Annotated in this window: 11 protein-coding genes and 1 pseudogene; 3 read left to right on the top strand and 9 right to left on the bottom strand. The window is 64.9% G+C overall.

What is annotated here, in order from left to right; translation table 11 throughout:
- Nucleotides 1–6: 6 nt before the first annotated feature.
- Both FJV43_RS27145 and FJV43_RS27140 read right to left on the bottom strand, forming a co-directional pair.
- Complete coding sequence (locus FJV43_RS27145; RefSeq protein ID WP_239622092.1) at nt 7–705, bottom strand: isochorismatase family cysteine hydrolase; 699 nt, start codon at nt 703–705, stop codon at nt 7–9.
- A 320-nt stretch (nt 706–1,025) separates the two neighbouring features.
- On the bottom strand, nt 1,026–1,976 hold the full coding sequence (locus FJV43_RS27140; protein WP_239622091.1) for a hypothetical protein: 951 nt from the start codon (nt 1,974–1,976) through the stop codon (nt 1,026–1,028).
- 163 nt (nt 1,977–2,139) lie between these two features.
- Between FJV43_RS27140 and FJV43_RS27135 the strand changes: the two genes are divergently transcribed.
- Nucleotides 2,140–5,616 carry an indolepyruvate ferredoxin oxidoreductase family protein gene (locus tag FJV43_RS27135; RefSeq protein ID WP_239622090.1) on the top strand — a complete coding sequence of 1,159 codons (3,477 nt, stop codon included), beginning with the start codon at nt 2,140–2,142 and terminating at the stop codon, nt 5,614–5,616.
- A 148-nt stretch (nt 5,617–5,764) separates the two neighbouring features.
- Here FJV43_RS27135 and FJV43_RS27130 read toward each other — a convergent pair whose 3' ends face one another.
- The 3 genes from FJV43_RS27130 to FJV43_RS27120 form a co-directional block, all read right to left on the bottom strand.
- Nucleotides 5,765–6,784 (bottom strand): trypsin-like peptidase domain-containing protein, encoded by a 1,020-nt coding sequence (locus tag FJV43_RS27130; protein ID WP_239622089.1) that lies wholly within the window; start codon nt 6,782–6,784, stop codon nt 5,765–5,767.
- Nucleotides 6,785–6,867: 83 nt separating this feature from the next.
- On the bottom strand, nt 6,868–7,317 hold the full coding sequence (locus tag FJV43_RS27125) for a hypothetical protein (protein ID WP_239622088.1): 450 nt from the start codon (nt 7,315–7,317) through the stop codon (nt 6,868–6,870).
- A 223-nt stretch (nt 7,318–7,540) separates the two neighbouring features.
- Entirely contained in the window at nt 7,541–9,139 is a 1,599-nt protein-coding gene (locus FJV43_RS27120) for a GMC family oxidoreductase (protein WP_239622087.1), read from the bottom strand.
- A gap of 201 nt (nt 9,140–9,340) precedes the next feature.
- Between FJV43_RS27120 and FJV43_RS27115 the strand changes: the two genes are divergently transcribed.
- Nucleotides 9,341–10,129: a thermonuclease family protein gene (locus tag FJV43_RS27115; RefSeq protein WP_239622086.1), complete on the top strand. Its 789-nt coding sequence runs from the start codon at nt 9,341–9,343 to the stop codon at nt 10,127–10,129.
- A gap of 318 nt (nt 10,130–10,447) precedes the next feature.
- Here the strand turns inward: FJV43_RS27115 and cyoD are convergent, their stop codons facing one another.
- Genes cyoD through FJV43_RS27095 form a run of 4 tightly spaced genes read right to left on the bottom strand, consistent with a single transcriptional unit; the run spans nt 10,448 to nt 14,295 of the window.
- Complete coding sequence (gene cyoD, locus FJV43_RS27110) at nt 10,448–10,834, bottom strand: cytochrome o ubiquinol oxidase subunit IV (RefSeq protein ID WP_239622085.1); 387 nt, start codon at nt 10,832–10,834, stop codon at nt 10,448–10,450.
- Nucleotides 10,831–11,472, bottom strand: coding sequence for a cytochrome (ubi)quinol oxidase subunit III (locus FJV43_RS27105; RefSeq protein WP_239622084.1), 642 nt, complete (start codon nt 11,470–11,472; stop codon nt 10,831–10,833). Before FJV43_RS27105 ends, cyoD begins: the two co-directional genes overlap by 4 nt.
- The gene (cyoB, locus tag FJV43_RS27100) at nt 11,472–13,472 is read right to left on the bottom strand and encodes a cytochrome o ubiquinol oxidase subunit I (RefSeq protein ID WP_239629624.1); all 2,001 of its coding nucleotides are present in this window, start codon (nt 13,470–13,472) and stop codon (nt 11,472–11,474) included. Before cyoB ends, FJV43_RS27105 begins: the two co-directional genes overlap by 1 nt.
- Nucleotides 13,462–14,295 (bottom strand): cytochrome ubiquinol oxidase subunit II, encoded by an 834-nt coding sequence (locus tag FJV43_RS27095; protein WP_239622083.1) that lies wholly within the window; start codon nt 14,293–14,295, stop codon nt 13,462–13,464. Before FJV43_RS27095 ends, cyoB begins: the two co-directional genes overlap by 11 nt.
- A gap of 256 nt (nt 14,296–14,551) precedes the next feature.
- Between FJV43_RS27095 and FJV43_RS27090 the strand changes: the two are divergent.
- Nucleotides 14,552–15,352, top strand: a pseudogene (locus FJV43_RS27090) (SDR family NAD(P)-dependent oxidoreductase).
- Nucleotides 15,353–15,403: the final 51 nt, after the last annotated feature.

Here is a 15,403-nt window from a genome sequence, read left to right as displayed (position 1 = left end):
ATACCCCTATGTGGTCGAAATCCTCATCGCCTCCAGGACTGCGGCTGAGCTCGCGACCCAGCCGAAGATGCCGCCCTGGGCCTTGATCATCTTCAGGCCCATCTCGTGAAACTCGGGGAAGTAGGATGCGCAGCCGTCGGAGATGACGACGCAGCGATAGCCGCGGTCATTGGCCTCGCGCACGGTGGTGTTGACGCACACTTCTGTCGTGACGCCGCACACCAGGAGATTCTCGACGCCATGCTTCTCCAGGACATCGCCAAGCTCGGTGGCGTAGAAGGCGCCCTTGCCCGGCTTGTCGATCACGATTTCGCTGTCGAGCGGATAGAGTTCGGAAATGATGTCGTGGCCGGGCTCACCGCGAATGAGGATGCGTCCCATCGGACCGGGATCACCAATGCGAAGGCTGGGCGCACCGCGTTCGACCTTCGCCGGCGGCGCGTCGGAGAGATCGGGCAGATGCCCCTCGCGCGTGTGGACGACCAGCATGCCGCTCTCGCGCGCCGCCGTCAGCACCGCGCCGATCGGCTTCACCGCGCGTGCAAGCTGGCTGACGTCGTTGCCGAGCGTTTCACCGAAGCCACCGGGCTCCATGAAGTCCCGCTGCATGTCGATGATGAGAAGCGCGGTGGCGGGCCAGTCGAGCGTGATCGGCTCGGGCTCGGCGCTGACGACGCCCTTTGCCGGCTTGGCTGAGTTCAACATGACGCAGACCCCCGCGAGAACTCTCTTGGCCAGGAGTTCTGCAAGCGCCGTGCCATTGTGTACAATTGCGGAGAACGGCCGATCGCGAGGGAATTCGTTGTGCAGTCAGAAGGTTACGATCAAGGTCGGCGGCTGCTTATTCCCTGTGCGGCGGTTTCGCGACGTGCAATTGCTTAAAGCATGAGCTGGCTGTGGCACTCTCTTCCCTGTCGTTCCGGGCGGCGCGAAGCGTCGAGCCTGGAATCCATCGGGCGGCGGCACGCGAGGTGAAATGGATTCCGGGTTCGCGCTATGCGCGCCCCGGAATGACAGGAGTGGCGCTACCGCCCCGCCCCGTACAACCGCCGATACTCGTCCTCATACGGCGCATAGGAATCCTTCAGCGTCGCCATGTTCAGCAGCATGGTCGCCACCATCGCGCCCGCCCTGTCGAACACGCGCGTCTTCACCCAGGCGCTCTCGGTGCGGCGGCTGCCGGAGAGCGCGACCACTTCGCGCTCGACTTCGTACTCTTCGCCAACGAAGAGCGGGCCCTTCACGAGGCGGATCTCCTGGTCGGCGAACAGGCCGACAGCCGGGCCTTTGGCCGGCAGCGGGTCGTCCTTGGAGCGGTACTGGAACAGCACGCTCAGCATCTCCATCGGGATGATGGGTCTGCCCCAGGGATTGTCGGAGCCAGAGTAGTAGGGCGAGTTCTCGGTGATGACGGCGAGCTTCTGCCGGAGTGAGAACGGATAGAGGTCGCCCATGTTCTGATCGAAGGCCATGCGCACCGGCTGCCGCTTGCCGGTCTGCGCCACCTTCACATCGCGCAGGATCACGGGATCGGTGAGCGGCTTGAGCTCGCCGAGGCGCGTCTCGAGCGCGGTCGCAACCGGCGCATCGCCGGCCGAGGCCGTGCCGCGCAGCACCTCGGTGCCGTCGCGCTTGACCATCTGAATCTGGCACTGGCTCGTGCCGGGCAATGGCTTCGACACGATCGCCTGCACTTCCTCACCTTCGTAGCAGACGCTGCGATAATGCGCGGAAAGGCAGCCCGTCTCGAACCAGGCACGACCCCATAGCCGTTCGCCGAGCGGCGCGAACTGGCTGAAATGGGTCGGCCCTTCGATGGTGCCGCCCTTGAAGCCGAGCTTCTGGGCGGTTGCGTCGTCGTGGATCGAGGCGTGCGCGTCGTAGGTTTGCGCTTGCAGCATCTGGCGCGGCTGGCGCCACGGCCCGATCAGCGCTTCGGTCTCGGCGACCTCAGTGTCAAATGCTCTTGCAGCCATGATGCTCTCCACAATCAGCCATGACTAGCAGGAGCGCCACGGATGCGGCCAGCGATATTGACTTCGCCCACACATACTCTTGACTGTCACAATTCGCGTCGCGCCGCCGCAATCCCTCCCGCAGTGCAAACTCCACGCCGAACGAAAGACAAGGACTCCCGAAATGACGCTGATGCAGGTCGAGCTGGACGATAAATACCGGCTCGAATCGAAGCGGATCTTTCTGTCCGGCACGCAGGCTCTGGTTCGACTGCCCATGTTGCAGCGCGAACGCGACCGGCTCCAGGGGCTCAACACCGGCGGCTTCATTTCGGGCTATCGCGGTTCCCCGCTCGGCATGTACGACCACGCGTTGTGGCGGGCGAAGTCGCACCTCCAACAGCACGACATCGCCTTCGTGCCCGGCCTGAACGAGGACCTAGCTGCAACCGCCGTGTGGGGCAGCCAGCAGGTCGGCCTGTTTCCTGGCGCCAAGGTCGATGGCGTGTTCGGCATCTGGTACGGCAAGGGCCCCGGCGTCGACCGCTCGGTGGATGCGCTCAAGCATGCCAATGCGGCCGGCACCTCGCTGAACGGCGGCGTGCTCGCGCTTGCCGGCGACGACCACGGCTGCCAGTCCTCGACGCTGGCGCATCAGAGCGAGCAGGTGTTCGCGGCGGCGCTGATCCCGGTGATGAATCCCGCGACGCTGCAGGACTATCTCGACCTTGGCCTCTACGGCTTCGCGCTGTCGCGCTTCTCCGGTTGCTGGGTCGGCTTTAAGGCAATCAGCGAGACCGTGGAGAGCTCGGCGTCCATCTACAGCGATCCCGAACGCATCCAGATCAGGCTGCCCGACGATTTCGAGATGCCGCCCGGCGGCCTCAACATCCGCTGGCCCGATCCGCCGCTGGAAGCCGAGAAGCGCCTGTTCGGCCCGAAGATGGCCGCGGTGCAGGCCTTCGCCCGCGCCAACCAGCTCGACCGCATCGTGCTCGATTCAAAGCCGGCGCGGCTCGGCATCGTCGCGACCGGCAAGGCCTATCTCGACCTGCGCCAGGCGCTCGCCGATTTGGGCATTACGGACAAGGACGCGCAGGATCTGGGCTTGCGCATCTACAAGGTCGCGCTGACCTGGCCGCTCGAGGAAAGCGGCGCCAGGCGTTTCGCCGAAGGTCTTCAGGACGTGCTGGTGGTCGAGGAGAAGCGAGGCTTCATCGAAGACCAGCTCATGCGCATCCTCTACAATATCGACGCGTCGAAGCGCCCGACCGTCACGGGCAAGCGCGACGAGCGCGGCGCGCCGCTGCTGCCAAGCGAGGGCGAACTGACACCGACCATCGTCGCGGCCGCACTGGTGGCGCGGCTGCGCAAGCTCGGCCATCACAGCCCGGTGCTGGAGCAGCGCCTCGCCCGGCTCGAGGCTTTCGACCAACCCGTCACCACCAGCACGCAGATCAAGCTCGCACGCACGCCGTTCTTCTGCTCGGGCTGCCCGCACAACACCTCGACGCGCGTGCCGGAGGGGAGCCGCGCCATGGCCGGCATCGGCTGCCACGGCATGGCCCTGAGCATGCCGACCCGCCGGACCGACCTGATCTCGCATATGGGCGCCGAGGGCGTGAACTGGATCGGCCAATCGCCCTTCACCACCGAGCAGCACATCTTCCAGAATCTCGGCGACGGAACCTATACCCATTCCGGTCTTCTGGCGCTCCGCGCCGCTTCCGCCGCCGGCATCAACATCACCTACAAGATCCTCTACAACGATGCCGTCGCCATGACCGGCGGGCAGCCGGCCGAGGGCGCCTTCAATGTCGCGCAGATCGCGCACCAGGTCTGGGCCGAAGGCGTCAAGCGGCTCGCGATCGTTTCCGACGATCCGGGCAAATACCCGCAAGGAAATTACTTCCCGCAGGGCGCGACCATCCACCACCGCCGCGAGCTCGATGCCGTGCAGCGCGAGCTGCGCGACATCAAGGGCCTCACGGTCATCGTCTACGACCAGACCTGCGCCGCCGAAAAGCGCCGCCGCCGCAAGCGCGGGCTCTATCCCGATCCCGCCAAGCGCGCCTTCATCAACGAGCTCGTCTGCGAAGGCTGCGGTGACTGCTCGCAGGCCTCCAATTGCGTCTCGGTGCAGCCGCTGGAGACCGAGTTCGGCCGCAAGCGCCAGATCGACCAGTCGAACTGCAACAAGGACTTTTCCTGCGTCGAGGGCTTTTGCCCGAGCTTTGTCACCGTGCATGGCGGAACGCTGAAGCGGATGAAGACCTCGGCGGTCGATTCCGGGCAATTGTTTGCAGATCTGCCGCTGCCGCCGGCGCGTGAGCTCGACGGCCCCTACAACATCCTCGTCACCGGCATCGGCGGCACCGGCGTCATCACCATCGGCGCCCTGCTCGGCATGGCCGCCCATGTCGACGGCCGCGGCTGCTCGGCGCTGGATTTCACCGGCCTGTCGCAGAAGAACGGCGCGGTGATGAGCCATGTGCGCATCGCGCCGAAGCCGGAAGATATCTCCGCGGTCCGCATCACCACCGGCGGTGCCGACGTCATCCTCGGCTGCGACATGATCGTTTCCGCGGGCCCGACCGCGCTCAGCCGCGCCGAGCGCGGCGTGACGAAGGCCTACATCAACGCCGACCTGCAGCCGACTGCGAGCTTCGTGCAAAACCCAGATCTCGATTTCGAGATGGGCACGATGCAGACCGTGCTGCGCGACGCGATCGGCGACAAGAACCTCGACATCATCGACGCCACGGGCATTGCCGCCGCGCTGATGGGCGACAGCATCGCGACCAATCCCTTCATGCTCGGCTTCGCGTTCCAGAAAGGCGCGATCCCGCTGTCGCTGGAGGCCCTGCTGCGCGCCATCGAGATCAACGGCGCCGCGATCGAGATGAACAAGCTCGCCTTCACCTGGGGCCGCCTCGCCGCCCACGACATGTCGCGTGTGCGCAGCGTGCTCCAGTTCAAGAGCCGCGCATCCGCGCCGGCGAAGTCGCTCGACGACATCATCGCGACCCGCGCCGAATTCTTGACCTTCTATCAGGACAAGGCCTACTCCGACCGCTATCTCGCGGCGGTCGCCAAGGTACGCAAGGCGGAGAGCGCCGTTTCGCCCGCGTCGACGGAGCTGACCGAGGCCGTCGCGAAGAACCTGTTCAAGCTGATGTCCTACAAGGATGAGTACGAGGTCGCACGGCTCTACACCGACGGCAGCTTTGCCAGGAAGGTGTCGGAGAAGTTCGACGGGGACTTCACGCTGAAGTACCACCTCGCCCCGCCGATCTTCGCAAAGCGCGACAAGGTGACGGGACATCTGCAGAAGCAGGAGTTCGGCGGCTGGATGATCCACGCCTTCCGCATTCTCGCCAAACTCAAGTTCCTGCGCGGCGGCCTGCTCGATCCGTTCGGCCGCACCGAGGAGCGCCGGACCGAGCGGAAGCTGATCGCGGATTATCTTGGCATGATCGATCAGCGGATCGTCGGGCTGCAAGCCGCACAAATCCCGCTGCTGGCGCGGCTTGCACGCGTGCCCGAGACGGTCCGCGGCTTCGGCCATGTCAAGGAAGCCAATATCAGGCTGGCAGCGGCCGAGGCGGCGCGGCTTGAGGCGGAGCTCGAGAACAGCCGCTTTGCCGCGGCGGCGGAGTAGCAGCTAGCGCAAAATCTCTCCGCTCGTCATTGCGAGGAGCCCTTGCGACGAAGCAATCCAGACCGTCGCCGCAGAACATCCTGGATTGCTTCGCTCCGCTCGCAATGACGAGATTGTGGAGACGTGCTCGCCACTGCTCCGCGCTAGACTAGCGCGCCGGTTTGCGCTCGATCGGATCGATATCGATCGCCCGCAGGCGGCCGAGCCGCAGCACGTCCATGGCGAGCCGCCGGCCGATCCGGTCGCGGTCGAGCACGCGGATCAGATCGTCGACGCCGTTGATCTCGACGCCGTCGAGCCTGATCACGACGTCGCCGGGCAACAGGCCCGCCTTGGCCGCAGGTCCATCCGGCTCGATCTGCATCAAGAGCGCGCCCATCTTGTTCTCGACGCCGGCCAGCACCGCATGCCGCCGCGGAACCGGCGCGGTCTGGCCGGCAACGCCGATATAGGCGCGGCGGACATAGCCGTGGCGGATGATCTCCGACAGCACGAATTGCGCGGTGTTGCTGGCGACCGCAAAGCAGATGCCTTGCGCCCCGTTGATGATGGCGGTGTTGATGCCTATCACCTCGGCATTCGACGACACCAGGGGACCGCCCGAATTGCCGGGATTGAGCGCGGCATCGGTCTGGATCACGTCCTCGATGGTGCGCCCGCTGACCGAGCGGATCGAGCGCCCGAGCGCCGACACGACGCCGGCCGTCACGGTCGATTCGAAGCCGAGCGGATTGCCGATCGCGATCACCAGCTGGCCGCGGCGCAGGCTCTTGGAGTTGCCCAGCGCGGCATAGGGCAAGTGGCGCACGCCGTTGGCGCGCAGGAGCGCAAGATCGGTGTCGGGATCGACGCCGAGCACCTGCGCGTCGCCGACATGGCCCTCGACGTCGCGCAGCCGAATTTCCTTCGAACTGCCGACCACATGGCTGTTGGTGAGAACGAGCCCATCGGGCGAGATCACGATACCCGAGCCGAGCCCGCCGCGCTCGCGGCCGTTCGGCACCTTCGGCCCGGTCTCGACGCGCACGACCGCGGGACCGACACGGTCGGTCACGTCGATCACGGCATTGGAATAGGCGTCCAGCAGGGCCCCGTCGTCGACAGGGGCAGATGTCGTCGTTCGCGATGACGGCGCGTCATCGACGATGTCTGAGGTGAAGTCCAACATGGCAAGAGTCCTTGAGGCTCACACAGATGGTGGCCTGCTCCCTCCAGCGCAAGTGGCTCCGCCCGGGACGCAAAGCTGGGCTGCTAGGGTGCCCGCCTCAACGAGCCGCCTCTTGCCTTGACCGGATCGAGCAGCGACCAGTCTCCATCCGGAAGCACATGGCCCTTCGGAAATGGCGCGCGCAGCTCGAGCCCAAGCGAGCTCAGCACGCGGTCGTCACGGTAGTAGCATTGCAGCACGACGCGGACGAGCGTTGCTGCGGCCACGCCGCCGTGCTTGCGGAACTGTTGCGCGACGCCGTCGCGCGCGGCGTGCTCGAGATCGGCCAGCGGCATGCCGGCGAGCCGCGACAGGTGATCCAGCGCCGCCACGACCCGTTTGGTGTCGCGGCCGAGCGTTGCGAGGATGTCGGCCTGGATGATGTCGTCATCGGCGCCCGGAACGCGGTATTCCTCGCTTGGCGGAATGATCATCGCAGCGATGGTGCGCAAGTCCTGGCGCTGCCGCGGCGTGAGGGTGAGCTGATCAGTCATGGCGTCCTCGCATCGAAACGTTGCGGCCAAGTTGCCGGTGCGCTCCCTCCCCCGCTTGCGGGGGAGGGTTGGGGAGAGGGTATCTCGACAGAGGGATTCCCCAAGAGGAGAGAGCCCTCACCCGGCACGCGGGACGATGCTTCGCATCGCCCGGACGTGCCGACCTCTCCCGCAAGCGGGAGAGGTGCACCGAGCGCGTGGCTGGGTCTGAACATCATCATTCTCAATCGAACAAATTGGCGAGGCGCTGCTTCATCTGGTCGGCGATGTAGAGCGCGAGGGCCTGGATGGTCGACGTCGGGTTCACGCCGCCCGAGGTGACGAAGATGCTGCCGTCGACGATGAAGAGGTTCTTCACATCGTGCGCGCGGCCCCATTCGTTGACCACGGAACGCTCGGGGTCGGTGCCCATCCGCGCGGTGCCGAGCAGATGCCAGCCGCCCCAGGGGATCGGATTGTTGATGCAGATGTCGGTCGCGCCGGCGGTCTCGAGAATCTCCCTGCCGCGTGCCAGCCCGTGCTCCATCATTTTCCGGCTGTTCTCGCTGATCGTATAGTCGACCTTCGGCGCGGGGATGCCGTGGCTGTCCTTCAGCACGGGATCGAGCGTGACGCGGTTGTGCTCCTCGGGTAGATCCTCGCAGATTGCCGACACCGCGAGCCGATGACCGTTGAGCTTACGGAATACGCGATGATGGTCGGCGCCCCATGGCAGAATGCCCTTTTGCTCGCTCGCGACCGCCTCGAACACCGGCCCCGCGCCGCGGCCGAACTGGATGCCGTAGCCGCGCACGAAGCCGCGCGACAGGTCAGTGTCGTAAAACTCCTTGCTCCACAGGCAGGTCGGCGGCGCGCGATTGCTGTCGGTCGGCTCCTTCACAAATCCGTAGATTTGAGCATAGGGATGGAACATCAGGTTCTTGCCGACGAGGCCGGACGAATTTGCAAGCCCGTTCGGAAAGCGCCCCGAGGCCGAGTTCAAAAGCAGGCGCGGCGTGCCCACGCCGTTGCAGGCGATGATGACGACATGCGCGGGCTGAAACTGCTCGACGCCGTCCTTGTCGTAGTAGACGACCCCCGAAGCCATGCCGTTCTCGTCGGTGCTGATCTCCCGCACGCGGCAATGGGTGCGCAGCTCGACGCCGGCGCGGACCGCATGCGGCCAGTAGGTGATGTCGGTGGAGGACTTTGCGCCTTGCGCGCAGGCCGGCGTGCAATGGCCGAGATTGATGCAGCGTGCCCGGCCCTCATAGTCCATGGTCGCGACCGTCGTGTCGGACGGCCACCAGTGCCAGCCGAGCTTGTTCATGGCCTTGCCGATGATGGCGCCGGACAATCCGAGCGGCTGTTGCGGCATCGGCGGATGCGTCAGCGGCGACAACGGATCGCCAGACAGGCCGGACGTCCCCATCATGCGGTCGTTCTCTTCGAAGAACGGGGTCAGCGCGTCGTAGTCGATCGGCCAGTCGTCGGCGACGCCGTCGAGCGTCTTCACCTTGAAGTCGGAGGGGTGCAGCCGCGGCCAATGCGCGGTGTACATCACGGTCGAGCCGCCGACCGCATTGTAATTGACGACCTTGATCGGGGAGTTGTCGTCGTTGATCGGGTAGTCCTCGGGCCGGCCGCGGACATTGGGGCTCGACGACCATTCGCCGTAGAATTTGGCCTCCCAATCCCGGCCGGTGCTGGGATATTCCGCCGGATTCATCCAGCCGCCCTGCTCCAGGCAGAGGATGTGCATCTTGGTCTCGGCCAGCGACCACGCCACCGCCGCGCCGGACGCGCCGGCGCCGATGATCAGGACGTCCACGGGGTCTTTCATCGCAAGCTTTTCCTCCCCCTCGCCGCTTCCCGGGCGATTCGGCCTTTCGCGCTAGGGCGAGGCCGGCGAACGATAGGGTCGGAGCGACGGCCGAGTAAAGCCGCGCGGCCGGAATGTCGCACTTCGCAGGGTGCAGACCATTGGTATCGCCACATCCCGATGCTAGGAACGAGACGCACGAGCCATCGATAGCGAGACCGTATGTCCTTCCGAAATTACTTTGCCAGCGCCCGCGCTTTTGCGCTCATTTCGTTTTTCGCCTTGTCCGGATTTCTGGGCACCTCCTCCCCTGCCTCGGCGCTGACCGGCGCTGCGACGGCCCGCGACGGCAACTCCATCCAGCTTGGCGACGTGACGTATCGGCTGGACGGCGTCGATGCGCCCGAGCTGGACCAGGTCTGCATCGACGATCACGCCGATGCCTGGACCTGCGGCATCGAGGCCCGCGATCAGCTCACGAAGCTGATCAAGGGACGCGTGGTGCGCTGCGACGACGTCGGTCCGGAAAAGAGCTTCGGCAAGCGACACCGGGCGCTCTGCACGGCCGAGGGCGACAAGTCGACCTTGAACGAACAGCTGGTCAGGCTCGGCTTTGCCGTCGCCCGGGAGCCGATCAAGGCCAACGTCAAGCCCGCCGCGGCCGAAGCCAAGACAGCCGCCGCCGGGATCTGGAAGGGCTGTTTTGTTGCACCGCAAGATTTTCGTGCCGGCAAGAAGGACGGCACACTCCTGGGCGCAGCCTGCCGGCCCGACCGCGACAAGGAGATTCGCGCCGTGCTGTTCCCGGAGGAACTGACGATGCCGCCCAGCTGCAGCATCAAGGGCAAGCTTGCGGTGCGCGCCCGCGTCACCGGCAATATCGGCATCTATCATCTGCGCGGCTGCCCGAGCTATCCCGCGACCACCAGACCCGACCGCTGGTTCTGCTCGGAGGACGACGCCCAGGCCGCCGGCTTCCGCAAGGCCTATAATTGCCGCCGGCCAAAATGAATGGGCGGGTTCCGCACCCGTGAGTAGTATTCCGGCTCCGTATTGATCCGGAATTGCACTTCATCGGCAGTTGCTGCATGTGTATGCGTACGCGAGCGCCTTGCGCGAGCGTTTCCTTGGCAACAATCCGGCTCCGGCCCGATTGTCTTTGCTCGGGCGTTTCCTCCCTAGACTTGGCCGCTTGTCACGAGCAAGCGGCCGTTCTTTTCTGTGCGCCGCCGTGCAAGCCGAGGCGCCGTGCCCGGAACGAGCGACGACGACGCGGCAACGCCAGCGCTCCCGATGCACCGTGACGCCTTCTACGATCGTTGCGCGTGATCACTGCATCCGCATGATCTGGTCCATCGGCGGCATGTTCGCGTTGAGATGCGCCATGATCCAGACCGTCCCGCCCACCACGAGGAAGACGACCAGCAGGCCGAAGGCGAGCGCCAGCACGTTGTTGGTGTTGTCGGGCCCCGTGGTGATGTGCAGGAAAAACACGAGATGCACACCCATCTGTGCGATCGCAAGCACGATCAGCGCGACCGGAATCGAGGGCTGCCAGACCAGATCGGTGCCGGCGATGAAGAACGAGGTCGCCGTAAGCAGCAGCGCGAGCACCAGCCCGACGACGTAACCGAGGATCCTTGCGCCGACACCATGCTGCTCTTCCTCGCCCGGTGCGAGGTCGTGTTTGACCATCCCATGCGTCTGCTCACTCATGGCGCACTCCCGAGCAGGTAAACGACCGAGAACACCGCGACCCAGATGATGTCGAGCGCATGCCAGAACAGCGCAAAGCACATCATCCGGCGCAATATGTCGGCGCGAAAGCCCTTTGCGAACACCTGGGCCATCATGGTGAGAAGCCACAGGACGCCGGCGGAAACGTGCAGGCCGTGGCAGCCGACCAGCGAGAAGAACGCGGTCAGAAACGCACTTCGCGACGGGCCGTAGCCGCGGGCGATGAGATCGGCAAATTCGCGGAACTCGAGCATGAGGAATATCAGCCCGAGCACGCAGGTCATGGTCATGGCGAGATAGAACCAGAACCGGTTGCGCACATCGGCAGCGATGCTGGCCATGCCGCAGGTGAAGCTCGACAGCAGCAGGCAGACCGTCTCGATCGCGACGGTCTTCTGCTCAAAAATCTCCGAGCCCTTCGGGCCGCCGGCAGTCTGGCCGGACAGCACCGCATAGGCCGCGAAGAAGCAGGAGAACATCACGATGTCGGAGAGCAGGAAGATCCAGAAGCCGTAGGCGGTCACGATCCGCTTCGGCGCTGGCCCGGGGTGCTCGATGACGACGCCGATGTGATGGGGATCGGCCCGGGCGTGGTCGGCCGTCGCGGTCATCGCCATCAGACCGCTCCCGCCATGCTGACGAGGCCGCGCCGCTCCTCGACGTTGATGCGGTCGATCCGGGCGACCTCCTCGGCAGGAATGACGTACTCGTCATGGTCGCGCCAGGCGAACACGACGAAGGTCGCGAGCGCGCCGATGCCGCCCAGGATGACCATCCACCAGATGTGCCAGATCAGCGCGAAGCCCATGATGGTGGCGAAGAACGCGCAGACGAAGCCGGTCGGCGAATTGCGGGGCATCTCGATGTCCTGATATTCGGGCTGTTCGTGCTCGAGCGATTGCTGCCGGGCGTGGACCTTCATCTCCCAATAGGCGTCCTCGCCGCGCACATCGGGATTGAAGGCGAAGTTGAATACCGGCGGCGGCGACGAGGTCGCCCATTCCAGCGAGCGCCCGTCCCAGGGATCGCCGGTGCGATCGCGCAACGCCTCGCGATTGCGGATGCTGACTGCGAGCTGCACGATCTGGCAGATCACGCCGATGGTCAGCACGACCATGCCGAACGCTGCAACGATCATCCAGGGCCGCCAGGCCGCGACGTCGTAGTGCTGCAGGCGACGGGTCATGCCGAGCATGCCGGCGATGTAGAGCGGCATGAAGGTGACGTAGAAGCCGAGGAAGGTGAACCAGAACGCGGCCTTGCCCCAGCGCTCGTCGAGGCGGAAACCGAACGCCTTCGGAAACCAGTATTCGAAGCCGGCGAAGGCGCCGAACAGCACGCCACCGATGATGACGTTGTGGAAGTGCGCGACCAGGAACATGCTGTTGTGGAGCATGAAGTCGGCCGGCGGCACCGCGACGAGGACGCCGGTCAATCCGCCGATGATGAAGGTGACCATGAAGCCGACCGACCACAACATCGGCGTCGCAAAACGGATGCGGCCGCCATACATCGTGAACAGCCAGTTGTAGATCTTCACGCCGGTCGGTATCGCAATGATCATGCTGGCGATGCCGAAGATGGCATTGACGTCAGGCCCCGCCCCCATCGTAAAAAAGTGGTGCAGCCAGACCATGAACGAGACGACGCAGATTGCCATGGTCGCGAGCACCATGGAGCGATAGCCGAACAGCGCCTTGCCGGAGAAGGTCGAGACCACCTCCGAGAAGATGCCGAACGCTGGCAGCACCAGGATGTAGACCTCGGGATGGCCCCAGGCCCAGATCAGGTTCATGAACATCATGACGTTGCCGCCGGCCTCGTTCGTGAAGAAGTGGAAGCCGAGGTAACGGTCGAGCAAGAGCATCGCGAGCGTGGCGGTGAGGATCGGAAAGGCCGCGACGATGAGAAGGTTCGAGGCCAGCGTGGTCCAGCAGAACATCGGCATGCGCAGATAGTTCATGCCCTTCGTGCGCAGCTTCAGCACGGTCGTGACGAGATTGATACCGGCGACCAGCGTCCCGACGCCGGAGATCTGCAACGACCAGGCGTAATAGTCGACGCCGACACCGGGCGAGTAGGCCAGCCCCGACAGCGGCGGAAAGGCAAGCCAGCCGGTGCGCGCGAACTCCCCGACCACGAGCGAGACGTTGACCAGCAGTGCGCCGGTCGCGGTCAGCCAGAAGCCGACCGAATTGAGCGTCGGGAATGCGACGTCGCGCACGCCGAGCTGGAGCGGCACGACGAGGTTCATCAGCCCGATCACGAACGGCATCGCCACGAAGAAGATCATGATGGTGCCGTGCGCGGAGAAGATCTGGTTGTAGTGCTCCGGCGGCAGATAGCCCTGCGACTGATAGGCGACCGCCTGCTGGATCCGCATCATGATGGCATCGCTGCCGCCGCGCAGCAGCATCACCGAGGCGAGCAGGATGTACATGACGCCGATGCGCTTGTGATCGACGCTGGTGATCCATTCGCTCCAGAGATAGGGCAGATGTCCCTTCACCACGACCCACGTCAGGACGCCGAGGATGGCGACCAGCACCAGCGCGCCGGCGACGAGCGGAATCGGCTGATCGAACGGAATGGCCGACCAATCGAGCTTACCGAGCATCATGGCCTCCACTGTGCGCCCGGCCTGCTTCGGATGCGAGCTCCGGCCCCGGCCCCGGCGGAATGTGCTGGGTCGCGATCAGGTCGAACAGCCGTGGATCGTCCAGGCGATAGACGGGTCGGCCCTTCTCGATGCCCTGCTGCATCAGCTTCTTGTAACTGTCCGCGTTCAGCACCGCGTCCGTCTTCGCGGTATTCGCCACCCATTCCGGAAAGGCGAGCGGCGAGACGACGTTGACGTCGAACATCATGTCGGGGAAACCGTCGCCGGAGAAATGCGCGGACAGGCCCTGGAGCTTGCCTTCATTGTCGGCGCGCAGGTTGAGCTTCGTCACCATGCCGTTCATGGTGTAGATCATGCTGCCAAGCTGCGGGATGAAGAACGTGTTCATCACGCTCGACGATGTCAGCTGGAAACTCAGCTCGGCGCCCGCGGGCACCGTCAACGTGTTGATGGTGGCGATGCGCTGGTCCGGATAGATGAACAGCCATTTCCAGTCGAGCGACACGGCCTGGATCCGTACCGGGCTCCCGGTGCCCGGCACGGGCGCCGCCGGATCGAGCTGGTGCGAACCGATCCAGGCGACACCGCCGAGCAGGATGACCGTGAGTGCAGGGATCGACCACACCACCATTTCGACGCGGCCGGAATAGACGAAGCCAGGCTGGTAGCGCGCTCTCGGATTCGAGGCGCGAAACCAGAAAGCAAAGCCGAGGATCGCGATGATGGTGGGCACCACGATCACGAGCATGATGAAGACGGAATCGACCAGGATGGTGGTGTTGCCCGCAGCCACGGGCCCTTGCGGATCGAGCAGATTCATCGACAAGCCACTGGCGGTTGGGAGCCCCTGGACCGAGCCTAGCGCGGGAAAGGCTCCGGCAGCAAACGTTGCGACCTCGGAACGGTTCCTGCCCTGCAAGGCTCAGTCATGCGCGACGGGCCGGCGGCGACATGCAATTCCATGTGATGTCAATGACATGCACGCAGGAGCCACGCCCTTCTCTCCGGTCGGGGCGATTGCTAATCTGCACGAAAATAATGGGACGAATGGTGCCCGTGCCGGGGAGTGAACTGAGATGCGCTTGAAGGACAAGGTCGCGATCGTCGTCGGGGCCGGGCAAAGTCCCGGCGAAGGCATGGGCAACGGCCGCGCCACCGCGCTCACCTTCGCGCGCGAGGGCGCGAAGGTCTTGTGCGTCGACCATCATCTGGAGTCGGCGCAGGAAACGGTGGCGATGATCACTGCGAAACTTGGCACCGCCGCGGCCTTCAAGGCCGACGTGACCAAGGCTGCCGACATCAAGGCGATGGTGGCCGACGCGCAATCGCGCTAGGGCCGGATCGACGTGCTGCACAACAATGTCGGCGTCAGCCTGTCCGGCGGCGACGCCGAGCTGCTGCAACTGACCGAGGAGGCGTTCGACCGCGTCGTCGCCATCAATCTGAAGAGCTGCATACTCGCCGCGAAGGAAGTGATCCCGATCATGCGCGCTCAACGAAGCGGCGCCATCATCAACATCTCCTCGATGGCCGCGATCACGACGTATCCTTATGTCGCCTACAAGGCCACCAAATCCGCGATGATCGCCTTCACCGAACAGCTCGCCTATCAGAACGCGGAATACGGCATCCGCGCCAACGTCATCCTGCCCGGCCTGATGAACACGCCGATGGCCGTCGACACCCGCGCCCGCGAATGGCACAAGACCCGCGCCGAGGTCGAAGCCGAACGCGACAGCAAGGTGCCGCTGCGCAGGAAGATGGGCACCGGATGGGACGTCGCCAACGCCGCGCTGTTTCTGGCGTCCGACGAGGCGAACTTCATTACCGGCGTGACGCTGCCGGTGGACGGCGGCGCGAGCGTGCGGCGGGGGTAGGTCTCACTTCTCCCTCCCCCGCCTGCGGCAGGGCTATCGCAGATGAGAGCT

Origin of the sequence: Bradyrhizobium sp. I71, assembly GCF_022354745.1 — a bacterium.
GTDB lineage: Bacteria > Pseudomonadota > Alphaproteobacteria > Rhizobiales > Xanthobacteraceae > Bradyrhizobium > Bradyrhizobium liaoningense.
Note: the sequence above shows the minus strand (reverse complement) of the source record. Positions and strands in the feature narration are given on the sequence as shown.